The following is a 23,856-nucleotide window of genomic DNA, read 5'->3' as shown; positions in this document are numbered from 1 at the left end:
GGGCCGGTTTCAACCGGCCTCGGCCCGCGCGGCGGGATGAATCCCGCCCTACGGCGGATCGCGCGCGGCCGTCGGGATGGCGTAGCTTGGACTGACGCAGGAAGCCCAACATGCGGCGTTCCGGTCTGGCAGATCGTCTGTTGGGCTTCGCTGCGCTCAACCCAACCTACGGCTGTTCCACGTAGGGCGGATAAGCCGCAGGCGTCATCCGCCGGATGCGGCGGTCGTGGGTGGCGGATGGCGCCGCGTTGCGGCTTATCCGCCCTACGGAGAGTCGTCATGATGTTCATCATCAGCTCCCGATCACCCGCGTCTGCGCCGCCACCGGCAGCAGCGGCGTGCCGTTGGGCGCGCACACGGCCTGGCTGTCCATCAACACGACGGGCTGGCCGTTGGACATCACCCGCGTGGCGGCGACCACCCACTGGCCGGTCACGCAGGGCACCGGAGAGCCGGAGACATTGAAGGGGCAGCCGGCCACCACATAGGGCGCGGTCATCAACACCGTCGGCTGGCCGCTGACCAGCACCCGCGGATTCGGCGCCGTCGGCGTCGCACTACCGCCGTGGGCACACAGCACCGTGGCACCGACATGGAGGAGAGGGCCGGGCATCTTAAGGGCCCCCACGCTCACTTCGTTCGCTGCCCCCCGAGGGGGCCGCGCCCGCCCTTGGGGCGGCCCGGCGGAGAGGAGAAGGCCCCCAACCTCGCTTTGCTCGCTGCCCCCCGAGGGGGCTGCCCGCCCTTGGGGCGGCCCGGCGGGCGGGCGGAATGCCCCTGTGAAGCGTAGGTTGGGCTGACGAAGGAAGCCCAACATCCGGCGTATCGGACTGGCACATTGCTTGTTGGGCTTCGCTACGCTCAACCCAACCTACGTGATCCGCGCCAAGGAAGGATTCGCCTCCTCGGGGGACTACGAGCCAAACGGGTATGGGGGCCAGAATATTCATCAGATCACCGTCAACGCGCCGTTGTTGATCGTCACGGTCGGGCCGACCAGCGTGATCATCGCGCCCTTGCCGTTCTGGATGTAGATGCCGGTGTCGTTCACGATCAGCGTGGCGCCGGTGGCGCTCTTGAGCATGATGCCGCCGGTGGGGCCGGGCATATCCGAGATGGTCAGGCCGTTCTGCGCGAGCGTCTGAAAAGTGATGGCCTGGAAAGGCGGCGTTGTCGCGCGGGCGAGCACCGGCACCTCGGCGGCGCTGCCCCAGAAGCACCCGACCCAGATCGGCTTCTCGGGGTTGCCCTGCTCGAACTCGATCCAAACGCCCGAATTCATCTCCGGCATCGCGAACATGCCGTTCTGTGTGCCGGCCACCGGCACGCAGGGCATGGCCCAGGCGGACGGGATGACACCCCCCACATCGAGCACTTCGACGAAGAGCCGCCCCTCCTGCATGGGATCGATATTGGTCACCACGCGGCCGCGATATTTTCCGTAGAACTTCTGGCTCATCGTTCCTCCTCGCAACGCCGCCCGTTCTGGCGTAGCCCGGATGCAGCGCAGCGAAATCCGGGAACACCGGCCCGATCAGGCACACCGCCCCGCATCGAAAAACCGTCCCCGACCGCCACACCGACCGCGGATTCCGGCCTGCGGCCTGCATCCGGGCGACGCGAGAGCGGGCGGCGGTCGTATCTCATGCCGGCACCGTCGGTGTGATGGAAATGAGCCCGTTGCGCGTCAGGCTGAAGCTTTGCTTGAATTCGCCGCGCTTGAGCGTGCTGGTGACGCTGCTCACGTAGTACAGCCCGTCGTAGGCGACGCCTGCGCCGCGCACGCCGACCAGTTTGCGGGCCTTGAGCATGCGGCCGTAGCGCAGCACATCGAGTGAGCCGCTGCCGCTGACCGAGTCCTGCGACTTTTTGGCTTCGGCCAATCCGCGCGAGATCGCCTGCATGGGGTTCATGCTGGCGGTGTCCTTCATCATCCTGATGTTGGCCAGCGGCGTACTCAGCACCCCCAGCGGCGGCTGCAGCGGGTTGAGGTTGGGGATGGGAATCGGGATCGGTACCCGGGTCATCTGGTTCTGGATAAAGACAATCGGCAGCACGCCCTTGGTCGGGTCGAAGCTGAAGTTGAGCGACTCGACATTGGTGTGCGCGTCCATGTCGATGTTGAGCGCCGGCTGCGGCGGGCCGACTTTGATCTCGGGCCCGAAGTAGGCGATGTTGGTCATCGGCACCTCGCCGGGCTCGATGTAGAACACATGGCCCACTTCCTCGGCCATCTGCTGGATGTAGGCCAGGTCGGTGCCCTGCTGCGCGGGGATGCGCTGGATCGGAATCGGCACATCGGGAAAAAAGGCCGGAATCGGCAGCGGAATGATGCCGAAGGCGGCATATTTGGCGCAGATGAGCGCAAATCGCGCTTCCAGCGGCATGGCCGGATAAGGCAGACCGGAGAAGTCGATCATGTCCATCACCTTGGACAGATCCTCGCCCGTCACGGTAATGCTGCCCGGCTGGCCCTGACTGCCGGCCTGCACCTCCACATTGGTGACCACGCCGTCGAACAGCGGCTGCGGCCGCCCGCCCAGGGTAACGATCAGCACCACGCGCAGCGGCGGCGTGCCCGCCGAGGTGTTCTGCCCCACGGCGATCAGGAAAATGGTGTTCAGCTCCGACTTGCTGTTGACCTTGAAGCGCAGCTGAAAGCCACTGGCCGCGCCGGCCGATGTGGTGGCGGTGACCGATTCGAGCGCGTCGATCATCATCGCCGGCACCGGGATCGGAATCACCGGGCCGATCAGCAGCGAGAGATGAATGGCGCTGCTACTCACCGCTGCCTCCCGGTACGCCCTCGGGCAGCGTGATGCGCAGACGCCGGCCGACAGTGTCGGTCAACTCGACCGGGCGCACCGCGCCGTTGCCATCGCACAGGCGCCAGTACTGCTGCGGGTCGCCGAGGTACTGGGCGGCCAGGTTGTCGAGCCGGTCGCCGCTCTCCACGCGGTGCTCCTGCAGCGTCGCAAAATTCTCGGGCGGCGGGATGAAGCGGCGGCGCACATAGGTCACCGCCTCGCCGTCGGGCCGGGTCCACTGCGCGGTGTCGAGGCCGTGATAGCGGCTGTCGGGCGCAAAGCTCGGCGCGGTCAGCGCGTTGGCCTGCATGAAGGCCTTGAGCGGATCGGTCATGGCAGTCCTCCAATACCCAGGGCGTCAAAGCCGAAAGTGGCGGCCTTGCTGGCCAGTTTTTCGCGCGATTGCAGATAGGCCATGAACAGCCCGCCGCCCTTGTGATCGAAGCCCAGGTCGTCGATGGACAGCACGCGCAGGCTCAGATTGACCTTGGCGTTGATCGGGTTGAGCGCCGGGTCGAAGGCTTCTTCAGAGATCGAAAACTCGGTCACCCGCACCGGCGCGATGCGGTTGGCGCCCCACACAAACAGCGCCAGCGCCGACTCCATGGCCGCGATCTCCAGCGTGCCCGCAGCGGCCAGCGCCTTGCCAGCGAGCAGGTCGGCCGCAGTCGGATTGACCAGCGATTCGAGCACCGCCAGCTGCGGCGCGATGCCGGCGGCCACCACGTTGGCGTGCTGGTCGGGGAATTCGAGCTGGTCGGCCGCATCGATATCGGCCTCCAGGCGGAAGGTCTCGATCGCCGGCCCCTTGAGGCGCAGCGCCTCCGAGCGCTCCGCCCCCTCGCCCGCGCCCTGCACCTGCAGGCTGCGCGAGAGCTTTTCGGGGTTGTACTGCAGCGCGATCACCCGCCTGACCTGCGCGGACTGCGGGTCGATCAGCACGATGCCGCCTTTGACGATTCGGGGAGACTGGCTGTAGCCGCTCATGATGGTTCCCTATTTGGCCTTCGCCTTGGCGCGCTTGGGCTTGGTGGCTTTGGCGCGGCTGGCAGATGCCTTGGCCGGCGCTTTCGCCTTGGTGGCCGCTTTCTTCTTGGGCCGCGCGGTCGCAGGCGCCGCCGCCTGCAGGCTGATGTCGAGCGACCAGCGGTTGAGCTTGCCCACATCGCGCGCGGCCAGGTCCTGCACCTGCAACTTCCAGGTGCCCGCGCTGGGCTCGCCGGCCAGCACCTGCAACACGGCCACGTCGGCCGAGGCATAGGTGGCGCGCAGATTGTCGGTGTTGCCGCCGCTGCGGCTGTGCAGCACTACCTCGGTGCCGGCCGGCGAATGCAGGGTGACGCGCAGATCGCCGATGTAGGTGTGGGTGATGTCCAGCGCCACCGCGATGGCGGCGATCGCGCCCACCTCGCTCACCGCCAGCGTCCGTGTGATGCCGGCCGCACGGTTGTCGGGGATCGCCATGCCCGGCGCGTCTTCGACAAAAACCGTACGCGGCGGCACGAGCACGCCCAGTTCCAGCGACCATTCTTCCAGCCGGCCGGTGTCGACCGCCGCCTCGTCACGCACCGACAGCGTCCACGCCCCGGCCGCGTCCTCACCTTCGAAGCCGCGTAGCGCCGGCAGCGTCGTCGCCTCCCAGGTGGTCGCCAGATCGTCGCGGCCGCCGCCGGCACGCTCATGCAACACCACCTCGTGACCCGAAGGCGCGCTAAGCGTCACCACCAGATCGCCGATGTAAGCGTGGCGGATATCCACCGACACGCGCACGAAGCTGACCTGGCCAACGGTGTCCACCTGCACGGTGTCGACGATGCCGCCCGGCCGATTGTCGGGGATCGCGATGCCGGGTCGCGAGGTCCAGCGATTGTCGGGCGCGGGCGCCGGCGCCTCACCCCCGCCGCGCAGCTGCAGCGCCAGCGCCACGGCCTGCTCGGCATCGACCCGGCCATGGCCGAACCACGGGCTCCAGCTGCCGTCGGCATGGCCGATGTCGACAAAGTCGCCGCTGTCGAAAGGTGCAACCGGCGACACATCCCAACTCGGGTTGGGGTCGAAGTTGGCCGCCGGGGTGCGCGCATAGGGCGTGGTGTCGAGATCCTTGGCCGCCGTGCGGCGAAGCACCGAGCCCAGCTCCAGCGCGCTCAGTTCCGGGTGGGCCGACAGCACCAGCGCGGCGATGCCGGCCACCAGGGGCGTGGCGCTGGAGGTGCCACCGAACTCGTGCGTGAGCTGTCCGCTCTCGCCGGTGGCGGTGGTGATGCCCCGGCCGGCCACCGGCATCCGGAAGTAGGCGTGGCTATTGCTCGACGGCGCGCAAATCTCGATGCCGGTGCCGTAGTTGGAATAGTGGCTGCGCTGCGCGGTGCTGGCCAAGGCCGCCACATGCAGCAGACCCGGTACGTCGACCATGTTGTTAACAAAGCGGCGCGTCCTCGCCGGCCCGGCCCAGCGCCATGCCCCGTTGGCAAACTCCCAGCCGTGCGTATAGGGCACATCGACATCCGCTTCATGCAGGATCGGGCAGTTCTCATTGCCCGCCGCCCACAGCAACAAAATGCCCCGCCCGCGCCGCCCGCCGCTGACCGCCAACTGCGACAGGCGGTTGATGACCGCGGTGGCAAACAGGAAACGCGGCACGCTGCCCCAGGAGTTGGACAACACATCCACCTTGTCGGCCACAAAGCTCAGCGCCGACAGCATTTTCGAATCATTGATGAGCAGCGACGGGCCTTGCGATTCCCACTTGATCGGCAGCAACCGGCAACCCGGCGCCGCGCCCACCGTCAGCACACCGTCGGTTTCGCCGGCGATCACGCCCGCGCAGGAGGTGCCGTGGTTGGCGCCGGTCTGATACATGCCCGCGGGCTGGGCATCGACATCGCGACTGGTGACCAGCCGAGTGCCGGCGAAGTAGCCCCAGGCGGCGAACTTGCCGGGCGAGTCGAAATCGGGGTGATCGAGCTTGCAGCCATCGTCCGTCACCCCGACCACCACCTCCGGGCTGCCGAAACTGTCGAGCAGATGCCACGCTGCCTCGCAGCGCGCATTGGCACGCGGGTCGACCTCGGGGTGAAAGAAATGCCCGTGCAAATGCCACTGGCTAGCGTAGTCCGGATCGCTCGGCGGCGACAGCTCGTACTTGGTGACGAGATAGTTGAGGTCGTTCTCGGCCAGCGCGACGCGCGCATCATTCTCGGTCAGCGCGACCACCAGCTTCACCGGGTTCATGCCGGTGTGCTCGGTGAGCTGGAAAAGGTAGTCGCGCTCGGTGTAGCGCTCGCGCAGCAGCAGCCCGTAACGCCCGGCAAACTCGGCCACCTGATCGTTCGTCAGCGCCGTCTTGAAAGTGACGAAAACGCGATCGGTGATCAGGAAGTCCTCACCCGTGTCCGCCATCTGGTAGGCGTGGTGGGTCGGCCCCAGCGCCCGCGACCGGGCCATCATCGCATCGAGATCCTGCGCCCGGGCCCGCACCCGCGAGGACGCCGAGGACACCTGCTCGGCGTCCTCGGCGATGCCGGCGCGTTGCAATGCCTCGGGCAAGGCCCGCGCCACGAAGGCGTCGGGGCGCTTGGCCAGTTCGATTTTCTGGCCGCCGCGATAGGTATAGGTCATGACGTCCCTCCTTCAGGCCCGCAGTTGTCCAGCGCGCCACGTCCGGGCACCAGGACAGCACCAGCCGACGCGATACCGCTTTCGACGATTTGGGGCGATGGGCTGTCGTCGCGCATGGCGTCTCCTAAAAGCGAAACCGCAGTGAGCCGCCGATGAAGCTGGCCGGCGGCAAGCTGCCCGGTGTGGGTGGGGTGTCGGGCGTGGTCAGCTGGCCCTGCGCGCCAAATTCGAATTCGGCCACCGGCACCTCACGACAAGGCGCGCCGACGCGCTCGATCTCGGAATGCACATTGGCCATGGCAGCGACCACCTCGGCGTAGCGCGCCTGCGGGGCGACCGTGCGCGACAGCTCGCTGGCCTCGGGGTCGGGCGGCGGTGGGGTCTGCACCGCCTGAATCGCGTCACGCAGGCGCGTGCCGGCCGCCGTCAGTGCCGAGCGCGCGGCGGCCGGGTCCACCGCCCGGCATACGGTGCGCGTGGTCTGCACCGTCAGCCCGGCCGCGCCGCGCCCCTCGGTCGTCATGCTGGCGCGGGCGATGATGCGCACATGCGGCACGGCATTGACGGTGACGCTGAAGGAGAACTCGCTCGGGCTGGCGTTGAGCGAGAACACCACCCGCTCGGCGCCGCGAAAGGGCACCGGCAGGCGCACCGCCAGCGAGGCCGGCAGGTCGATGGTGACCGCCGCCGCGCCGAGGCTGAAGGCGATGGTGGTCGAGGGCAGCGACAGCCCGCCGCCCGCCGCCGGAGCCGGAGCCGGTGTGCCACCGGTCGGTGGCGTGGTGCCCGGCGCACGGCGCGGCCCCGGCGCCACCGGGCCCGGACGAGTGGGCGTCGGCAGGCCGAAATTGGGCGTCAGGCAGGGGTTGCCGGCCACCAGCGAGGCGAGGCTCACGCCCGGATGGCAGGCGCGGTAGATCTGCAACAGGCGGGTGCGGCTCACCGCCTCGGGCGAGCGCAGGCTGAGCCGGCACAGGGTGCCGATGTCGCAGGTGGCCTCGGCCATCGAGGCCTGGAAGGACGCGTCGTCCTCGGTGCCCGGCACCGGATCGCGCGACACCGCCGGGCTGGCCGCGCTGATCGCCGGCATCGGCGCACCAGTGGCCACGCTGTGCGCCGCGCGCCGGGCCTCGCCTTCACGCTGCGCAGTGCTCAAGTCCGCCCCGCCCGGCCGGCGCTGCTGAATCGCATGGGTCAGCTCATGGGCCAGGCGCTGCCGCCCGGCCGGTGCCTGCGGCGCATAACCCGCCGGCCCGAACACGATGTGCCGGCCCACGGTGTAGGCCCGCGCCGACAAGGCCTCGGCCGACTGCGCCGCGGCGGCGTCGGTGTGCAGGCGGATATCGCCCAGATCTTGGCCGAAGCGCTGCTCCATGGCCGCCCGGGTGAGCGCATCGAGCGGCCGGCCGGGGCGGCGCAGCACATCGGCGGCAATCGCCGGCACAACCGCGTGGCCGGTGCGTTGCACCCGGGTGTGGGCTTGCGCGCTCATCGCCCCCTCCGTCGCCCACGGCCGCCCCGTGCGCGCGGCACGGTGATCGTCACCGCCGGCAGGCCGCCGGCGATGGCCGTCTCCCAGGTCGCTTGCTGGCCAGCGTTGCAACCGTGATTGGTCTGGCGGTCGTAGAGCCGCTGCTGGCGCGACAGCGTGGTGCGCGCGGCGCGCAGCAGGGCGTCGAAGTTGGGCGCGGTGGACAGCATGCCGTTGGCCTTGCGGGCCATGGCGCAGGTGAGGTTGAAGTGGCCCTGCTCGTGGGCCAGCAGACGACCCGACTCGGCAGTGGCGCGGTCGCTGCAGTCGGTCGCCACCACGGTGGCGCACTCGGCGCGCGAGGTGGCCTGGTCGCCGCGCGCCCGCGCGCTGGCCGGGCAGGTGCGGCTGGCCGCGCTGCTCATGCCGAAAGTGCCACCGCTGCGGCCGGCCCGCGCCTCGCGGTCGAAGAAGGCCTCGCAGCTGGCCACGGTGCGATTGCAGCCGTTTTGCGCCGGGTCTGACGCATTGGCGAACTCGGGTTTGACCCACGACCGCCCCGGGGTGAAGACGGCCTGGACGCCCCGGGTGTTGGGCTGAGTATAGGGGGCGCAGCGGCTCAACGCGGTGTTGATGGCACGCTCCGCCAGGCGCGAGTGGGTCATGGCGCCGAAGCGGCTGCGCCGTGGCGCGGTTCCGCTGAAGTCGGCCCAGGTCAGCGCGGTGGCCGGATCGCATTCGGCCGGATCGGGCGCTGCGGTGGCCAGGCAGGCGCGTTCGGCCTCGACGGCGTCGCGCTCAACGCCCAGCGGCAAGGGCGCGCCCTCGAGCGAACTGTCGAAGGGCGCGGCGTAGCGTTCACTGATCGGCCCACCGATGCCCCCGGCCGAATGCGCCTCGGCGGGTTCTTCATCCATGGGGTCCGGGGCACGCGGTTCTTCGTCCTCCGGCCGGTTGCTGCGTGTTTCGGGTTCCGGTGCGGCGGCGCTGCGTTGCAGGGTGCCGCTTTGCTGCACCACATGGGCCAGCTCGTGCGCCAGCAGGCCCTGCCCGGCCGCCGTGCCCGGCGCGTAGCGGCCGGTGGCGAACACCAGGTGGTGGCCCACCGTGTAGGCGTGGGCCGAAACCTCACGCGCCGAGGCCGCCGCGGCGGCATCGTGATGGACCCGCACGCGGCTGAAGTCATGCCCGAAGCGCGGCTCGAAGAAGGCACGGGTGGCCGGGGCCAAGGCTTCGCCGTTGCGCGCGAGCGTGCGATCCACACTGGCCGGGACCGCACCGGCATGCGCCCCGGCCGCCTGGCCGCGCCGGGTGAGCCGCGGCGTGGCGGTACGCGACAGGCTGCCATCGACGCTGCCCATGCGCATCACCTGGTCAGCGGCGCGATCGGCTTCATGCTCCAGCGGATCGTGGCTGGCGCCGATGCTCAGCCGCGCCTGCAGGCCGAGGGCGTCGCGCTGCTTGCAGGCCTCACATTCGCCGTCCGCCGCGCTGGCGGTATTGCCGCAGGCGCACTTGCGCTGCAGGACGGGCAACACGGGCCGCAGGGCGAGGGTCTGGACGGCCTTGGGGGTAGCGATGGGTGCGTTCATAGCTGTCCCATGCCTCCCCGTGTCCGGGCCAGATCGAGCACGAAGGCGTCGAATCCGGCGATGGCCGGCTCCTCGTCGAGCAGCGCGCCGAGCACCACGGGCAGCTGCGCGCCGACCGGCTGCTTGCGGAAGCTGCGCCAGTCGGGGATGGCCACCTCGATGCGCTTGTCCGGCTTGTCGAGCACGAAGCGGCGCCCGAGCACCACCTTCTTGTCGCGGATGCCCGTGCTCAGGCGCGTGAAGGCATCGACCAGCGCCTGCAGCCGCGCCAGCGCGGCGGCGTCGGGCTGGCCGAAATCGGTCTCCTTGCCGAGCGTGGTCAGCGCCGTGACCACCTGCTGCGACAGCGTCGGAAAGAGCGACCAGCCACTCGACCCACCCTGCACCGACTGGACTTCCGTCAGCAGCACGCCAAGCCGCTCGCCGGCCTGGGCGATCGCCTCTTCGGCCAGCGCCACGCTGAGGCGCGCCCGGCGACGGCCGAGCACCGGGCGGACGGTGAGCTTGCCGGAGAACTGTTCGGATTCCTCCAGCGCCGCCTCGGCCCCCGGCAACGCATTGCCGCCGTCTTCGGCCACCACGCCGCGAAACGCGAACTGCACCAGGCTGTCGGGGTTCTGCAGCGCCAGCGGCGAGAGGTCGGCGTCGAGCTTCTTCGAGCCGGCGCCGAGGAACTGGAAGAGGCGCTCGTTGGTGTAGATGTCGACGATGCCCGGCTGCACCACGTGATGGATGGCCTCGTGCGCCATCACCGCGGTGAGTCGGGTGGCAAAGCCCGCGTCGGAGGCGACCTGCGCGGCCTCGGTAGCTGAGTCATCGGGCACCTGGCGGACGCCTTCGGCACTGCCTATTTCACCCTCGGGGCGATAAACCGTAGGCACCTCGGGCGGATTGAGCATCTGCTTGGGCGACGGATTCTCGCTGCACACCACGATATGGCCCTGGCCGTAGTGAGCGGTGGCGCCGGTGGCGCACAGGTCGGTGCTGTTGGTCGGGTCGCAATGCACCGTGCCCGAGCCGGGCGGGTCGGACACCGTGCTCTGCCCCAGAAAGCTGGCCGCGGCGCGGTAGCGGTCGGCGGTCTCGGTGCGGGTTTTTGCGCTGTTGCTGCCCGGCCCGAAGCTGTTCTCGAACTGCCGCTCGATGGGCGGGGTGGGGTTGGCCAGCAGGTCGGCGGCGCGTTCGAACACGCCTTGGGCCTTGAGGCGCGCGGCATCGATGCGCGTCACCTGGTCGGCGGTGCAGGCACAAGCCGGGCACACGGCGCTGGCCGGCACCGGCGGCGCCGCACTCGGCGCGGTGGGCGGCATGCCGGGGATGCGGCCCGGCGGCAGCGCCGGCGTGCCGCCGGGGACCCCCGGCACACCGCTGGGCACCGGCGAGGGGGCCGGCGCGCGGCGCAGCACGGCCGCCCCGCCCCGCTGCTGGACGACATGGGTCAGCTCATGGGCGAGCAGCTGCCGCCCGGCGTGGGTGCCGGGCGCGTACTGGCCGTCGGCAAAGGCGACATGGCGGCCCACCGTGTAGGCCCGCGCGCCCACGGCCTGCGCCGACGCGTGGGCCTGCGCGTCGGTGTGGATGCGCACATCGCCGAAGTCGCGGCCAAAACGCGGTTCGAAGGCGCGCCGCAGCGACGGGTCGAGCGGGCGGCCGGGCGCCGCGAGGGTGCGGCGCACCGCGGGCGGCGCGGCGCCTGCGCCGGCGGGCGCACTCGCCCGGCGCTGGATGCGCGGTGTGGTCAGGCCACGGGTGGCCGGCTGGTCATGCCCGGGGTGGCGGGGCGCGGATGGGCGCATTACCTCGGCGGCCACGCGGTCGGCCTCGGCTTCGAGCGGGTCGTCGCTGCGACCGATGGCCAGCTTGCGCTGCAGTCCGAGCGCCTGCTGGCGGGTGCAGTCTTCGCACTCACCGCTCAGCGGCCCCGCCGCCGCGCCGCAGGCGCACTGCCGCTGGAGCACGCCGGTGTTGTCGGGTGTCGCCGAGGGCGTTGCCTGCAGGGCGGTGGTGTGGCTCATGGCTTGACCCCCCGCGCGATGCCGCCGGCGATGGCCTGCCCCATGGCATGGCCGTTGCCGCCATGGGGCACGGGAACGGACCCCGCGCGAATCCGGGGGCGATCCCCGCCGCCGGTCAGCGCGCCGAGCGCACCGGGCTGGGCGAGCAGGCGCTGCAACTCGGCCTGCACGCCGGCGGCGACGGCGTCGGCGTCGTGCCGGTCGATGCCGGTGAGTACCAGCCGGTCGATATGGAGGACCAGGCGTGTCATACCCACCCCCGTGTTTCGGCGTCGGTGGGCGACTTCTCACGCTTGGCCGCTTCGAGGTGGGCGGCGCGCAGCAAGTGGGCCATGCTCACCGGGGTGCCGGCCTCGGCGGCAAGGAAGGCGGCCGACAGCGCGATGTTGCGGATATTGCCGCCGGTGGCGTTGAGGCGGGCCAGCTTGGCGTAGTCGAGCTCGCCCAGCGGCGTCGTGGCGGGGAAAATGCTGCGCCAGATGGCTTCGCGCTGGACAGCGTCGGGGTAGGGGAAATGCACCACGAAGCGCAGGCGACGGCTGAAGGCGGTGTCGAGCGCAGTCTTGTGGTTGGTGGTGAGGATGGCCAGCCCGCGATAGGCCTCCATGCGCTGGAGCAGGTAGCTGACTTCGATGTTGGCGTAACGGTCGTGGCTGTCCTTGACCTCGCTGCGCTTGCCGAACAGGGCGTCGGCCTCGTCAAAGAGCAGCAGCGCGCCGATGTCTTCGGCCGCGTCGAAGACCTTGCGCAGGTTCTTTTCGGTCTCGCCGATGTATTTGCTGATCACGGCCGACAGGTCGATGCGGTACAGCGCGAGGCCGAGCTCGCCGGCCAGCACTTCGGCGGCCAGCGTCTTGCCGGTGCCGCTGTCGCCGCTGAACAGGGTGGCAATGCCGAGGCCCCGCGCGCTCTTGCCGGCAAAGCCCCAGTCGTGATGCACGGTGATGCGGTGGCGCGCATGTACGGCGAGCTGCTGCAGGGTGCGGCGCTGTGCCTCTGGCAGGATCAGGTCGTCCCAGGTGGCACGCGGGTCGATGGCCTGGGCCATCTCGCTCAGGGCCGTGCCGTCGCCGCGGCTGAGGCGGTGCAGCGTGGCGGCAGCCCGGGCCGGATCAGTGTGATCGATCTGACGCGCGCAGGCGGCGATGCGCCGGGCGCCGAGACGGTACTGGCTGGCGAGTCCGTCGAGCGTATCGGCGAGCATGTCGGCGGCATCGCCGAGGGCGGCTTGCCACAGCTGGCGCTGGCCGGGGGCGTCGAGTTTGTTGACCATGAAGTGCAGGCGGTCACCACCGATCTGCGGCGCATGCGTGCCGCTGACGATGAGCAGCCCGTCGATCTGCGGAATGAAGCGGCTGAGCGCGGCAGCGGCGGCATCCTCGCCCTGCACGATCAGCAAGCCGGCACCGAGCAGCGCGGCTTCGCGCTGCCACAGGCTGACCAAGGAGGCCTGCTCGTGCGCGGCGGTGGGAATGTCGGCGGCGCGCAGTGCAAACAGTGCGACGCCGAGCGTCTGGGCCAGCGTGGCGGCGACATCGCGCTGGCCGTCGGTATCGTCGCCGGAGAGCATCACCACGGGCAGGCGACCGGCCTGATCGGCGAGTTGCTCGGCAGCGCGCTCGGCGATGTCGCGGTGAGCCTCGGCCATCAGGCTGGCCGGCGGCACGGCCTCGAGCAAGGCGGCAAGGCGGTGATCGAGATAGTTGAGGCCGGCGATGAAGTGCAGCACACGTTCGTCGAGGCGCAAGCGGCCGGCGGTGAGGCCGGCGCTCTCGTCGACCTCGACCAAACGCCAGCGCCGCAGCGGCGCGACCGGGGTGAGCGCGCTCCAGTGCGGGTCGGGCAGCACCGCCAGCGCGAGGCCGAAAGTGGCCCATGGCCGCAGCGGCTGGCCCGTAGCCTCGCCACACAGCGCCGCCAAGCGGGCATCCATCTCGGCGCCGGCCACCAGCAGGAGCAGATCTCGCTCGAAGTTGCTGAGTTCGAACAGCGTCACCAAGGTGTCGATGGCCGACGGGCTGGGCAGGCAGTTCGCCGCGCTGTCGACCTGTTGCTCGGCCTCGGCCACATCGGCCTCGCCCAGCCGCGCCCTGAGCCGGGCGAACTCGGCCACCAGCAGGCGCTGGTTGGCGGTGGTCCAGTCGAGCTCGAGTGGGGCGTTCATGGCCGGATCAGGTGATGGTGATGCGGTGATTGAAGAAGGTCGGCGGCGTAGTGCTGCGGTCGGCCACCGGGCTTTCGATGCCATCGATGCGCAGGCGAGCCAGCGGCGCACCGGGGTCGGCGTCTTCGACGATGAAGTCGAGCGTGGTGGTGGGCGCGACAAAGCTCTCGGGCCCGACTTCGACCTGCCCGATGAGCAGCGAGACGGTCTGTCCAGGCCGCAGCGCAGGGGTGAAGGTGAGTGTGATGTGCGCATCGCCGTTGCCGTCGCGCACCACCGCCTGCGGCAGATTGGTGATGTTGGGCGCGACGATGGCGGCGAGGCGGTTGGTTTCGCGGGCGATGGTGTCGCCCGGGCGGATGACATGGCCGGTGACGTCATACACACCGACCGGGAAGTCCGCCGCGCGCGACACCGGAATGACCAGCACCATGCGATCCGAGGCGTTGGGGCCGCTGGCGGCGATCAGTTCATCCACGCCGAAGCGCTCGTTGCGCAGATGCACTTCGCGCGCCGTGCCGTCGAGGTGATGGCCTTCGAGGCTGGTCGATTCGCCAAGGCGCACCACCGGCTGATGGCCGGCCGGCACCACGGCTTCGAGCATGGGCAACGGCGGGATCAGGCTGGGGGTGACAACCACGCCCCGCTCACGGCCGGAGACTGGATCGACCTCGCCGCGGCTGAGCACGGGCAGCGTCGGGCGGGTCGGCCGGGTGGCCTCGATCAGCACCACGGAAACCTGGTAGGCCGCGGTGGGCCGATAGTTGGACTGGGTGGCGGTCCACAGCTTGGACATCTCTTCGGTGTTGAGGAACTGCGGGGTGATCTTGAGCTGCTCGACCTGATCGGCCAGCCCGCACTCGGCCAGCGCACGCAGCGCCGGCGGCAGGTCGAGGCCGACATCGGGCGAGGGGTTGAGCGCGGTCTGGATCATCTCGCGCGTGAGCACCGGAAACTCGTGCATCAGCTGCATGGCGTAGCCGAGCAGGATTTCGGCGTGTAGGTCGCCGCCGCTGTAGGCGGAGATGAGGTAGTGCAGGTCGAGCGCCAGCGGCGCATTGGACAGGCGATGGCGACCGCTGGGGTCGCGCGCGGGCAGGCCCTCGTTGCGCCAGCCGGTGTTGGGGGTGACCTGATAAAGGAACAGGTTGAGGCCGCTGGCCTCGGTGCCGCCGGTGGCGACCACACGGTCGGGTGGCAAGACGGTGACCGACACCGTGCTGCCGGTAATGCCGGCCACATTGTGATTGACCAGCCCATCATTGAGCCGATCGCGCAGCACGGCGGTGACGCCGGCAATGGCCAGGGCGGTACTCATGAGGGGCTCCGCTGGCGCTTGGCCAGATAGGCGTCCAGCGACATCGGCGCCTGCGCGCTGCGCGCCGGGCGCCTGGGCGGCGCGGGCGCTTGCACGGCGGTGACGTCGATACGACCGATGTGGACATGGACTTCGGTGGGTTCGGCCGCGACGGGCGTGGACCGCGCGGGCTCGGTCGTTCGCGGGGCGACGGAGCCCGCGTGCGCCGGCAGCAGCGGCTCGGGCAGCGCGTCAGGCGTTGAGTTTCCGGGCGAGGTGCTGCCTTCGGCACGATGCGGACTAGCGCCCCGCGTGGCCGACGTGGTCAATGTGGCCGGCGCGGTGCGGTCGAGCAGGCGTTCGGGCGATACCGACGGGGCGGACCATACGTCGTCGCCCGCACCGGCCAGGTGCGGCGGCTGACGAACCGGCGTCGACTGGGCCGCCGGGGGCGGATCGGGCAGGCGCCCTGCGGTTTGTGGGGCATGCGTTGGCGCCGGCACCCGACGCTGCGCTTCCGTGGGCTCAGACGAGTCGGCCACCGTCCGCACATCGGCCGGGGTGCGCGTTGGCACAGCCGGGCGCCTGGGCGCGTCATGTCGCGGTGGAGCGGTGCGGTCACCGGTGGCGACGGCCGATACCCTGCCGGCAGGCGAGTCGGTCGTATCACCCGGTGCCAGCAGCGCCCCCGCGCCATCGTCCATGGGCACCACGGGGGGCGGCGCCTGGAACGGCAGCCGGGCCATGGCATGCACCGTGGCCACCGGCTGGCCGGTGGCGTGGCGGGCGAGGCGTCGGAACAGGCCGCTCATGCGCGCACCCGGTCGAGATAGGCGGCGCGACGGGCGTCGCTGAGGGCGAGAATTGCCGGCTCGGTCCAGCCGTAGGCGCTGGCCAGGGCGTGGATATCGTCGAGCAGGCGGCGGGCATGGCTGTCGAGCTCTTCCCACAGATAGCTGGCGATGTCGAAGCTGGCCTCGGCTTCGTGCGCGCAGACCGGGCAGGCGATGGCCAGCGAGAGGTCGGCCCAAGGGTCGGCGGCTTCGATGGCGGCTTCGGCGGCCTCAAGCAGCTCGGCCAGCGCGGCCTCATCGCGCGGCAGGCCGTCTGCTGATTCGGCGCAGTCACGCAGCAGTTGCCGGGCAGCGGCTTCCGGGTCGTCGGCATTGACCAGCGCGGCCAGATGCCGACTGGTCGGGCGCAAAAAGCGATGGCCAGCAACGACGATCGGGTCCGTACTGGCGACCGGCATGGGTGGCAGATCGGCCGCGTCGAGCGCGAATTCCATCCGCTCGCCGCAGGCCGGGCAATCAACCCACGACGCCAGATGCCCGCCAAAACTGGCCCGGCGCAACGCCATCAGCGCGGCGTTGCGCGCGCCGATGGGCATATCGGCCAGACGGTCGGCCGGCTGCTCGGGGGCAGCCAGGGCGTAGAGCAGCAAGGCGCGATCGATCGGATGGCGTCGTGCGCCCTGCTCCCAGACCGACAGGAGGCGTTCCGGGCGGATGGCGAGCATGGTCTCAGGCCGGTTCGGTGAAGCTCGGCTCGGTCGGCTCGGTCACATCGTAATCGCGCTCCCAGCCCTCGTTCTCCAGCTTGAGCGTCTGGATGGCGACGGCGTTGGCGTTGGCATCGAGATCGGGCAGCGCCTGGTATTCAGACACCCAGCAGCGATACACCTTGTAGGCCAGCACGAGTTGCCCGGCTTCGTTGAAGACCTGAATGATGAGGTCTTTGCGGAAGTCCTTGAGCGAGACCTCGGCACCGAGACCGGAGCCGAAATTCCATACCTTGTTGGCCCACTGCTCGAACTCGACGTCGTGGGTGACGCCGCGCTCCAGCGTGATCGCCTCGAACTTGGTGCGCCCGGGCGACTTGCGCGAGGTGCTCGGATCGCCGCCTTCGCGGTGCTCGACCAGCTCGGTGCTGCGCTTGAGCGCGCCAACCTTGCTGATGCCGGCGACGGCGCGACCATCCCAGATCACCCGGAATTTGAAGTTCTTGTACGGGTCGAAACGCTGCGTATTGACGCTGAACTGTGCCATCTGCGTTCTCCTTGATCAGACCTCGACCTGGCCGGCCATTTGCTGGATTTTGAGCACCACGAACTCCGCCGGCTTGAGCGGCGCGAAGCCGACGAGGATGTTCACCACGCCGCGGTCGATGTCATTCTGGGTGGTGGTCTCGTGGTCGCACTTGACGAAGTAGGCATCGCGCGGGCTGGCGCCCTGGAAGGCGCCCTGGCGGAACAGGGTCTGCATGAAGGCGCCGATGTTGAGCCGGATATTGCCCCACAACGGTTCGTCGTTCGGCTCGAACACCACCCATTGCGTGCCGCGATACAGGCTCTCTTCCAGGAACAGCGCGAAGCGCCGCACCGGCAGGTATTTCCACTCCGAAGCCAACAGATCGGCACCGGCCAGCGTGCGCGCGCCCCACACCAGATGCCCGGTGACCGGAAAGCTGCGCAGGCAGTTGAGGCCGATCGGGTTGAGCTGGCCGTTCTGCGGGTCGGTCATGGTGTAGGTCAGGCCCTGCGCGCCGGAGAAGCTCGCCGCCAGCCCGGCCGGCGCTTTCCACACCCCGCGCTGCACATCGGTGCGCGAGATGATGCCAGCCACTGCGCCGCAGGGGGCGAAGTCGGCCAAGCGGTTCTCGGACAGCGGGTCGGGCATGCGCAGGCGCGGGAAATAGGCCGCCGCGTTGATGGCGGCATCGTTCCCGATCACCCCGCGCAGCGTATTGACGCCGGTCACCGCGGTGGCGATGGCGGTGGCCGGGTTGGACGTCCAGGCGGCCGGCGCGTCGACGATCAGCATCGCCCGGCGGGTCTGGCAGTAGGTCGCGGCGGCGGCCCAGGTGGCGTTGGCCAGGTCGTTGGTGGGCGTGCGCGGCGGGATGCACAGCAGGTTGAAGAGGTCGGCCGATTCCAGCGCGAAGATGCCGGTGCGGGCGTTCTGGTCGCCGGTGATCTGAGCGTCGGCAATCGGGTTGCCATCGCTGCCAAGCGTGCCGGCGGCGGTGGCGGTGCCGTCCGGGTTGGCCACCGACACCGTGGCGTCGGTCGGGCTTTCGGTGGCCGGCGCCGAGGTTCGCACATTGACCAGCGCGGACTGTTCGTTCAGCACGGTATTCACGAAGCGCGGGCTGGTCGGGTCCACCGACACATTGCGGAACTGCTCCGAGGCAATCGCCCGCGTACCGCCGGGGCGATCCAGCTCTTCGATGAGCAGGTTGAACAGCAGGGTGTCGGCGGTGTCGCGGGTGAGGTGATCCACGGTGGCGCGCAGCGCGCTGCCCCAGGTGCCGGGGCTGGCCGCTTCAAGCACCAACGAACCCCCGGCGGTGGCGAGCGTGATGGTCGCGGTGCTGGTCGACACCGTGCCGTTGAACACCCGCACGATCAGCGCGTCACTGCCGCCGTGCTGGAAGAACTGATTCGCCGCATAGCTCAGGGTGCTCGGTTGCCAGAGCCCGCCGAACAGGCGCGAATACTCGGCAAAGCTCTGCACCCGCACCGGTGTATTAACCGGCCCGCGCAGAGCGCGACCGATGAAGGCAGTGATGGAAGTGGCAACCCCGGTGATGGTGCGCACCCCGCTGGGCACTTCTTCCACATAGACGCCGGGATAGGTCAAGGCAGACGGCATGGTCGTGACTCCTCTGTGCTGAGAAGCCGACAAGCGCCATGGCGACAACTTGCCGGCCCGGTTCTCTATCAGCCCGGCGGGCTCGCGGAGGCCACGGCCACGCGATGCCACTCGGACGGTTTCCCAATCGACGCTGACGACAATGGTTGCCGCGACGGCGCGTGGATTAACGCAGCCGGGTCACGGTGACGTCCTGCCCCGAAACGTCGCTGCCTTGTGTGGCGTCGACGTGGGCCGAACGGTTGATTCAATGCCTTTTCAATCTAGAAACGATGCCATTCGAATGCAACCTGCAAGACTGAAAAACAGTCGCCGACGCCCGACACGCCACTCAGCGGCACTTCAATAAAATGCCTTTGGGGTAACACATACCGTCATCGACCACGTTAAAAAATGTGTCGACAAATCCGGCAGATAGCGAGGGGCATTGGAACCCGCAGGCTACCTGGACATCCAATACGGATGCACGACTGAACCCGGCATCCGCTTCACAATTTCGTTTGCAACAAGATGTTTTCTTCCGGCCTGGGCGGCTATAAAAAAACGGGCGTGCCTTTAAAAGGCACGCCCGTGAGCGATTTTCAGCCCGCTCGCCCTTGGCGAAACGGCGTGCGACAGGCGCTACTTTGCGGCTGCGCCAGCCGCCCGCTGATCCGCCTCGGCGTCGAGCTGACGCACCAGCGCGTCGAGTGCGGCGTGGTCGCCGTCGGCATAGCGCACACATTTTTCGTAGTCCGCCAGGCGCACACACACCTCGGTGCTCGCGCGATCGAGCAGGCGCATATGGCTGGTGCCGACCGTGCCGTCGTCTTTCAAATACACCGAATACCGCGCCACCAGATCGGTGGGAAGATCGAAAAAGCGCATGCGGTAGAGCGTGTTGAGCACATCAATCAGGTCGGCCGCGGCGTAATCGAACGAGGTGACCCTTTCCCCGCGGGTAAGCGTGGCATGCCCGGTACCAGGCAGCACCCACTGACGCACTTGCGCACCCCGTACCGGCCCCGGCGACTGCCGAACCGTGACGCGCACGCCATCGAACGGATAGTGCAGCGGCGGCCCCTCGGGCCCCTGGCTTGCGTCAGCGGCCATGGCCGTTCCCGCCACGACGCCGGCCGACACCAGGAGCACACGGGCCAGCCGGCGCCAGACGCGAAAAACCAGCCCCGTGCAACGGGGGCTGGTTGCCTTGCGGCGGTGCGTCATCAAGCGGCGCGACGACGGCGAACCTGCCAGCCGACCAGACCGAGACCGGCCAGCATCATGGCGTAGGTTTCGGGTTCTGGCACCGGGGTGACGGCGGTATAGCCCAGGTCGGTCAGGATGCCCACTTCCACCGCCGAGAACACACGCGGCGACGGACCATCCGGACCGGCATGCGTCATCATCATCGCTTCGAGTGCCGGGTTGTCGGTATCGAGGTGGGAGACGCTCGAACCATCGCTCCAGACCGTCGGGCTGTAGAGGCCCACGGCCTGTCCGCCGTTGGCCGCCATGGCGTTGGCACCGTAGAAGAACATGCCCTCGGCCGGGCTGGCGCCGCCGACGCTGGCGGCTTCCCAGGCGGCCTGATTGAGGGTGTAGTCCGGGTTGATCATCATCGTGCCGTTCTTGTTACCGAGGAAGCGGTCGTATTCGCTCCACGCCAGGTTGCCGGCACCGAAGGCCGGTTCGCCGTTCTGGCCGATGCTCGACGAAAAGCCGATGGCATGGGTAAATTCATGGAACACGGTGGAGTAGAAATCGTACAGGCCATAGGGCGCGTCGCTGCTCAGGTCGAGGTGCCAGGGCTGACCCCAGTTGACGTCCACTGTGCCGTCGGCCGCCCCGTCATTCAGATCCACCCCCGTCACCAGCTTTTCGCGGACAACTTCCTGATAGGTAAAACCCTGGGAAACACCGTCCCACTGGCCGGCAGAGCCCGCCGACGCGAGGGTGCTGGAGTTCGGATCGTCAGACGAACTCACCGCCAGCACGATGTTGCCGGTGTTGGTGAAGTACTGACCAAACAGGCTGGAGAAGGCATTGCCAGCGGCAGTCAGCGCGTTCTGACGGTCGGTGCCGTAGGTCGCGTCGAGGAAGCCCGCGCCCGGGGTGTTGTTCGAGTAATCAAAGGTAAAGCTGATCGCGGCATTGGCGCTGCCACCGAAGGCCAGGCAGCCGGCGACGAGCCCACTGCTGAGCATCATGTGCGTGAGCCGTGACAGGCGCCCGCGGGTTTGCGAAAGAATCTTCATTCGAAAGTTGTCCTGAAAAAAGTCATTGTGGGGTGCCGCACATCCGGCTGCCGATTGCCTCGAGGCGGTTTTTACCTGTCATGAGCCGGGCCGATAGCAGGAATGCGGCGCAACATGCCATCGGTCTTTATGCGCAGCAAGACTAGCATGCTTATTGCATTGCTCGTCAATCGTCTCTATGTGAATTTGTGACATCTGGATACGCCACAAGATGGCGTGGCGGCGTGCTTGCGCAAGGTCGGTCAGTCGACGCATCTCAGCGCAAAAAAGCCAGACGTCATCTGAACTTCAGGCGGGGTCTTGCGTATCCGGACCGGCGCTGGCCGCGTCCGTTGTCGGCCGCGCATCCGTCGCGCCTGCTTCCGTGAGGGGATGGCCGTCCGTCGGTTCGACCTCGAGGGACATCTCGGCGCTCGGTTCGGGCTGCGCTGCGGCAAGCGCCTCGTCTTCCATCTCGGTGAGCGATTTGGCGGGCGCAGGGTCAAGCACGGCCCGAGCATGGCGGAGCAGGCTGCGGTCGGCGTCGTCCATGTCGGGGATGAGGTTGTAGTCATCCATGTAGACGTCCAGGCCATCGACCTGATTGAAATGCGCATGCGAGAAGAGCTGTGCCATGGCCTGGCGCTTGAGCGCGGCAGGCACTTTGGGGCGCAGGAAGGCACTGAAGTCATCGGCCAGGGTGAGCGACGCGGGGTCGGGCAAGGGCAGTTCGTCCCGCGGGTCGGGCGCCGGCGCGGATGTGCCGACGGGTGCCGGCGCAACAACCGGTTCGGGCGGCGCCTCGCCGCGCGCGATGGCTTGCTTGCGCTGCGACCAGCGACGCAGGAAGCCGGTCTCCTCGGCAGCGGGCGCGGGCGCGGGCGCGGGCGCGGGCGCGGGCGCGGGCGGTTTAGTGTCCCGGTCGGTCACGGTGGTCTCCGGTGGCGGCGTAGCGCTTGCCGCGCTTTTTCTCGGGCTCGCGCCAATGGGCCCGCGCAAAGGCGGCGATGATCTCGCACCAGCCTTCGGGCAGCGGCAGGCGTTCGACGCTCTCACCGGCATCCATCCAGCGCGCCGCCTCGTAGAAATTCGCGCTCACCGCCGCCACCGTCGGCGGTCCGTCGGGCTGGTCTTCGTTGGCGGGCCGCAGCATGAAAAACAAGGAGGGCTCATCGGCGCAGGTGTTCATGTGATACCCCTCGGCTTCATCCCCATGCAGCTCGAGCTTGAGCCCCGAGACCACCACCTGGTCCGGCCCATCGGGCTGCGGCACCTCGCCAAAGGCCAGGCCAACCAACGCCCAGCGGTGGTCGATCCACGGGTTGCCGTCCACCGTTTGGCGCGCGAAACACACGGCAAGCTGGTCGGCGCCGTTGAGCGTTTCAACACCTGGATTTGGTACGTCTGGCACGATCGCTTCTCCCGACGGCCTGTTCACCGTGAACAGGCCCTAAAATACGCCTTCAAACATAAACCGAGACGGCCCGGTTCCGCCAGGGCGCCCCCGACATGACGGAGACACCACCCATCGACACCGACGCCCCCATCGACATTCCGCTTGGCAGCGGACCCGATGCGCCACGCCTGTCGATTACCCGCGCGCGGCGTCCGGCCACGGCCACGGCGCAGGTGATCGACCATGAAGGCCTGCCGCGCGAGGTCGAGGTGCCGGGCGAACATGCGCTCACGGTGTATCTCGACAAGCACGAGGTGGTCACCCTGATGACACTCGGCCAGGCGCCCGAAGCCTTGATCATGGGCTATTTGCGCAATCAGGGTCTGGTCGAATCGCTGACCGACCTGTGCTCGGTGCATGTGGACTGGAGCACCGGCGCCTGCGCGGTGACGACCCGAAGCCAGCGCCCGCCCACCGAGCGCATGGCCAAACGCACGGTCACCACCGGCTGCGGTCAGGGGACGATGTTCGGCAACTGGCTGGAGGAGTTGCGCCCGCTGGACACCGACGCGAGCTTGCCCGTCGCCACGCTCGACGCGGCATTGGCCCGCATCCTCGCGCTCGACACCATCTACAAGCGCTCCGGCTCGGTGCATGGCTGCGCGCTGCTGCACAACACGCCCGAGGCGCCGCTGCTCTATCACGTCGAGGATGTCGGCCGGCACAACGCGGTCGATGCCATTACCGGCTTCATGTGGCTGGACGAAGAAACCGGGCAGGGAAAAATCTTTTACACCACCGGCCGACTGACCTCCGAAATGGTCATGAAGGCCGTCCAGATGCGCGTTCCCTTCCTGGTGTCGCGCTCCGGACTGACCCAGATGGCGCTCGCACTGGCCCAGGAAATGGGCGTGACCTTGATCTGTCGGGCGCGCGTGGGTCGTCATCTGGTCTACACTCATCCGCACCGCATCACGAGAACCCCTGAATGAGTCACCCACGTATTTCCGGCCTGGTCCTGGCCGGCGGACTCGGCCGCCGCATGGGCGGGGCCGACAAGGGCCTGGTCATGCTCGATGGCCGCCCGATGGTGGACCACGTACTGGCCCGCCTGCACCCGCAAGTCGACGCGCTGCTGATCAACGCCAACCGCAACACCGAGGTCTATTCGCGCTTCCGCATTCCGGTGCTGACCGACCGCCACAGCGGTTTCGTCGGCCCGCTGGCCGGGCTGGATGCCGGCTTCGCGCATCTTGGCAAGGCCGACGGCTGGGTAGTCACCTGCCCCTGCGACTCGCCCTTTGTGCCGCGCGACCTGGTCGCCCGGCTGCTCGATGCGGCCGAAGCGGAAGACGCCGACGTGGCGATTGTCCGCTCGGACGATCAGCTGCAGCCGGTGTTTTTGCTCGCGCACACCCGCACCGCCGCTGCCCTGCACGCCTATCTGGCGGCGGGCGAACGCAAGATCGACCGCTGGGTATTCACCCAGAAGCATGTGATTGTCGACTTCGACGACTGCCCGGAAGCCTTCGCCAATATCAATACGGCCGACGAACTGGCACAGCACGGCCGAACCACCCCCTGATCAATCAACCGTGGCGCAACCCGCACCACGGTTGGTTTCCAA

At 68.7% G+C, this 23,856-nt stretch carries 22 protein-coding genes; 2 read left to right on the top strand and 20 right to left on the bottom strand.

Annotated features, from left to right (window positions below; translation table 11 throughout):
- Positions 1–292: 292 nt before the first annotated feature.
- The 20 genes from FHP91_RS05050 to FHP91_RS04955 all read right to left on the bottom strand — a co-directional run bounded on the left by FHP91_RS05050 (position 293) and on the right by FHP91_RS04955 (position 22,244).
- Positions 293–613 (bottom strand): hypothetical protein, encoded by a 321-nt coding sequence (locus tag FHP91_RS05050; protein WP_144308529.1) that lies wholly within the window; start codon positions 611–613, stop codon positions 293–295.
- A gap of 336 nt (positions 614–949) precedes the next feature.
- Positions 950–1,459, bottom strand: a complete 510-nt coding sequence (locus tag FHP91_RS05045) for a phage baseplate assembly protein V (protein ID WP_144308528.1) — start codon at positions 1,457–1,459, stop codon at positions 950–952.
- A 184-nt stretch (positions 1,460–1,643) separates the two neighbouring features.
- Complete coding sequence (locus FHP91_RS05040) at positions 1,644–2,786, bottom strand: hypothetical protein (RefSeq protein WP_144308527.1); 1,143 nt, start codon at positions 2,784–2,786, stop codon at positions 1,644–1,646.
- The gene (locus tag FHP91_RS05035) at positions 2,779–3,141 is read right to left on the bottom strand and encodes a LysM domain-containing protein (RefSeq protein WP_144308526.1); all 363 of its coding nucleotides are present in this window, start codon (positions 3,139–3,141) and stop codon (positions 2,779–2,781) included. Before FHP91_RS05035 ends, FHP91_RS05040 begins: the two co-directional genes overlap by 8 nt.
- Positions 3,138–3,794, bottom strand: a complete 657-nt coding sequence (locus tag FHP91_RS05030) for a hypothetical protein (protein ID WP_144308525.1) — start codon at positions 3,792–3,794, stop codon at positions 3,138–3,140. Before FHP91_RS05030 ends, FHP91_RS05035 begins: the two co-directional genes overlap by 4 nt.
- Before the next feature lie 9 nt (positions 3,795–3,803).
- Positions 3,804–6,425: a proprotein convertase P-domain-containing protein gene (locus FHP91_RS05025; protein WP_144308524.1), complete on the bottom strand. Its 2,622-nt coding sequence runs from the start codon at positions 6,423–6,425 to the stop codon at positions 3,804–3,806.
- 124 nt (positions 6,426–6,549) lie between these two features.
- The gene (locus FHP91_RS21275; RefSeq protein ID WP_222105111.1) at positions 6,550–7,917 is read right to left on the bottom strand and encodes an eCIS core domain-containing protein; all 1,368 of its coding nucleotides are present in this window, start codon (positions 7,915–7,917) and stop codon (positions 6,550–6,552) included.
- The gene (locus FHP91_RS05015) at positions 7,914–9,488 is read right to left on the bottom strand and encodes an eCIS core domain-containing protein (RefSeq protein WP_222105110.1); all 1,575 of its coding nucleotides are present in this window, start codon (positions 9,486–9,488) and stop codon (positions 7,914–7,916) included. The genes FHP91_RS21275 and FHP91_RS05015 overlap by 4 nt, the downstream gene beginning before the upstream one ends.
- On the bottom strand, positions 9,485–11,503 hold the full coding sequence (locus tag FHP91_RS05010; protein ID WP_222105109.1) for an eCIS core domain-containing protein: 2,019 nt from the start codon (positions 11,501–11,503) through the stop codon (positions 9,485–9,487). The genes FHP91_RS05015 and FHP91_RS05010 overlap by 4 nt, the downstream gene beginning before the upstream one ends.
- Positions 11,500–11,754, bottom strand: a complete 255-nt coding sequence (locus tag FHP91_RS05005) for a hypothetical protein (protein ID WP_144308523.1) — start codon at positions 11,752–11,754, stop codon at positions 11,500–11,502. The genes FHP91_RS05010 and FHP91_RS05005 overlap by 4 nt, the downstream gene beginning before the upstream one ends.
- Positions 11,751–13,667 carry an ATP-binding protein gene (locus tag FHP91_RS05000; protein ID WP_144308522.1) on the bottom strand — a complete coding sequence of 639 codons (1,917 nt, stop codon included), beginning with the start codon at positions 13,665–13,667 and terminating at the stop codon, positions 11,751–11,753. Before FHP91_RS05000 ends, FHP91_RS05005 begins: the two co-directional genes overlap by 4 nt.
- A gap of 7 nt (positions 13,668–13,674) precedes the next feature.
- Positions 13,675–14,985, bottom strand: a complete 1,311-nt coding sequence (locus FHP91_RS04995) for a DUF4255 domain-containing protein (protein ID WP_144308521.1) — start codon at positions 14,983–14,985, stop codon at positions 13,675–13,677.
- The gene (locus tag FHP91_RS04990; protein WP_144308520.1) at positions 14,982–15,776 is read right to left on the bottom strand and encodes a hypothetical protein; all 795 of its coding nucleotides are present in this window, start codon (positions 15,774–15,776) and stop codon (positions 14,982–14,984) included. The genes FHP91_RS04995 and FHP91_RS04990 overlap by 4 nt, the downstream gene beginning before the upstream one ends.
- On the bottom strand, positions 15,773–16,483 hold the full coding sequence (locus FHP91_RS04985; RefSeq protein ID WP_144308519.1) for a hypothetical protein: 711 nt from the start codon (positions 16,481–16,483) through the stop codon (positions 15,773–15,775). The genes FHP91_RS04990 and FHP91_RS04985 overlap by 4 nt, the downstream gene beginning before the upstream one ends.
- Before the next feature lie 4 nt (positions 16,484–16,487).
- The gene (locus tag FHP91_RS04980) at positions 16,488–17,012 is read right to left on the bottom strand and encodes a phage tail protein (RefSeq protein ID WP_144308518.1); all 525 of its coding nucleotides are present in this window, start codon (positions 17,010–17,012) and stop codon (positions 16,488–16,490) included.
- A gap of 15 nt (positions 17,013–17,027) precedes the next feature.
- Positions 17,028–18,617, bottom strand: a complete 1,590-nt coding sequence (locus tag FHP91_RS04975) for a phage tail sheath C-terminal domain-containing protein (protein ID WP_144308517.1) — start codon at positions 18,615–18,617, stop codon at positions 17,028–17,030.
- A 621-nt stretch (positions 18,618–19,238) separates the two neighbouring features.
- The gene (locus FHP91_RS04970) at positions 19,239–19,709 is read right to left on the bottom strand and encodes a hypothetical protein (RefSeq protein WP_144308516.1); all 471 of its coding nucleotides are present in this window, start codon (positions 19,707–19,709) and stop codon (positions 19,239–19,241) included.
- A gap of 113 nt (positions 19,710–19,822) precedes the next feature.
- Positions 19,823–20,854: a PEP-CTERM sorting domain-containing protein gene (locus tag FHP91_RS21415; protein WP_186301446.1), complete on the bottom strand. Its 1,032-nt coding sequence runs from the start codon at positions 20,852–20,854 to the stop codon at positions 19,823–19,825.
- A 288-nt stretch (positions 20,855–21,142) separates the two neighbouring features.
- Positions 21,143–21,763 (bottom strand): DUF3306 domain-containing protein, encoded by a 621-nt coding sequence (locus FHP91_RS04960; RefSeq protein ID WP_186301445.1) that lies wholly within the window; start codon positions 21,761–21,763, stop codon positions 21,143–21,145.
- On the bottom strand, positions 21,744–22,244 hold the full coding sequence (locus FHP91_RS04955; RefSeq protein ID WP_186301444.1) for a DUF3305 domain-containing protein: 501 nt from the start codon (positions 22,242–22,244) through the stop codon (positions 21,744–21,746). Before FHP91_RS04955 ends, FHP91_RS04960 begins: the two co-directional genes overlap by 20 nt.
- Positions 22,245–22,342: 98 nt before the next feature.
- Between FHP91_RS04955 and FHP91_RS04950 the strand changes: the two genes are divergently transcribed.
- A complete protein-coding gene (locus tag FHP91_RS04950; protein ID WP_144308513.1) occupies positions 22,343–23,221 on the top strand; it encodes a formate dehydrogenase accessory sulfurtransferase FdhD in 879 nt (292 codons plus the stop codon).
- Positions 23,218–23,814, top strand: a complete 597-nt coding sequence (mobA, locus tag FHP91_RS04945) for a molybdenum cofactor guanylyltransferase MobA (protein ID WP_144308512.1) — start codon at positions 23,218–23,220, stop codon at positions 23,812–23,814. The genes FHP91_RS04950 and mobA overlap by 4 nt, the downstream gene beginning before the upstream one ends.
- Positions 23,815–23,856 lie beyond the last annotated feature (42 nt).

Source organism: Denitromonas halophila (assembly GCF_007625155.1).
In the GTDB taxonomy this organism is placed as follows: Bacteria; Pseudomonadota; Gammaproteobacteria; order Burkholderiales; family Rhodocyclaceae; genus Nitrogeniibacter; species Nitrogeniibacter halophilus.
This window is presented reverse-complemented; position numbering and strand designations above follow the sequence as displayed.

Bases quoted from the DNA above. Each gene is read 5' to 3' on its own strand.
- FHP91_RS05050 (WP_144308529.1), bottom strand. From the start codon at position 613: ATGCCCGGCCCTCTCCTCCATGTCGGTGCCACGGTGCTGTGTGCCCAC.
- FHP91_RS04995 (WP_144308521.1), bottom strand. From the start codon at position 14,985: ATGAGTACCGCCCTGGCCATTGCCGGCGTCACCGCCGTGCTGCGCGAT.
- FHP91_RS04975 (WP_144308517.1), bottom strand. From the start codon at position 18,617: ATGCCGTCTGCCTTGACCTATCCCGGCGTCTATGTGGAAGAAGTGCCC.
- FHP91_RS05005 (WP_144308523.1), bottom strand. From the start codon at position 11,754: ATGACACGCCTGGTCCTCCATATCGACCGGCTGGTACTCACCGGCATC.
- FHP91_RS05010 (WP_222105109.1), bottom strand. From the start codon at position 11,503: ATGAGCCACACCACCGCCCTGCAGGCAACGCCCTCGGCGACACCCGAC.
- FHP91_RS04985 (WP_144308519.1), bottom strand. From the start codon at position 16,483: ATGCTCGCCATCCGCCCGGAACGCCTCCTGTCGGTCTGGGAGCAGGGC.
- FHP91_RS05030 (WP_144308525.1), bottom strand. From the start codon at position 3,794: ATGAGCGGCTACAGCCAGTCTCCCCGAATCGTCAAAGGCGGCATCGTG.
- FHP91_RS05035 (WP_144308526.1), bottom strand. From the start codon at position 3,141: ATGACCGATCCGCTCAAGGCCTTCATGCAGGCCAACGCGCTGACCGCG.
- FHP91_RS05025 (WP_144308524.1), bottom strand. From the start codon at position 6,425: ATGACCTATACCTATCGCGGCGGCCAGAAAATCGAACTGGCCAAGCGC.
- FHP91_RS05045 (WP_144308528.1), bottom strand. From the start codon at position 1,459: ATGAGCCAGAAGTTCTACGGAAAATATCGCGGCCGCGTGGTGACCAAT.
- mobA (WP_144308512.1), top strand. From the start codon at position 23,218: ATGAGTCACCCACGTATTTCCGGCCTGGTCCTGGCCGGCGGACTCGGC.
- FHP91_RS05000 (WP_144308522.1), bottom strand. From the start codon at position 13,667: ATGAACGCCCCACTCGAGCTCGACTGGACCACCGCCAACCAGCGCCTG.
- FHP91_RS04970 (WP_144308516.1), bottom strand. From the start codon at position 19,709: ATGGCCGCTGACGCAAGCCAGGGGCCCGAGGGGCCGCCGCTGCACTAT.
- FHP91_RS21415 (WP_186301446.1), bottom strand. From the start codon at position 20,854: ATGAAGATTCTTTCGCAAACCCGCGGGCGCCTGTCACGGCTCACGCAC.
- FHP91_RS05015 (WP_222105110.1), bottom strand. From the start codon at position 9,488: ATGAACGCACCCATCGCTACCCCCAAGGCCGTCCAGACCCTCGCCCTG.
- FHP91_RS04950 (WP_144308513.1), top strand. From the start codon at position 22,343: ATGACGGAGACACCACCCATCGACACCGACGCCCCCATCGACATTCCG.
- FHP91_RS21275 (WP_222105111.1), bottom strand. From the start codon at position 7,917: ATGAGCGCGCAAGCCCACACCCGGGTGCAACGCACCGGCCACGCGGTT.
- FHP91_RS04980 (WP_144308518.1), bottom strand. From the start codon at position 17,012: ATGGCACAGTTCAGCGTCAATACGCAGCGTTTCGACCCGTACAAGAAC.
- FHP91_RS04990 (WP_144308520.1), bottom strand. From the start codon at position 15,776: ATGAGCGGCCTGTTCCGACGCCTCGCCCGCCACGCCACCGGCCAGCCG.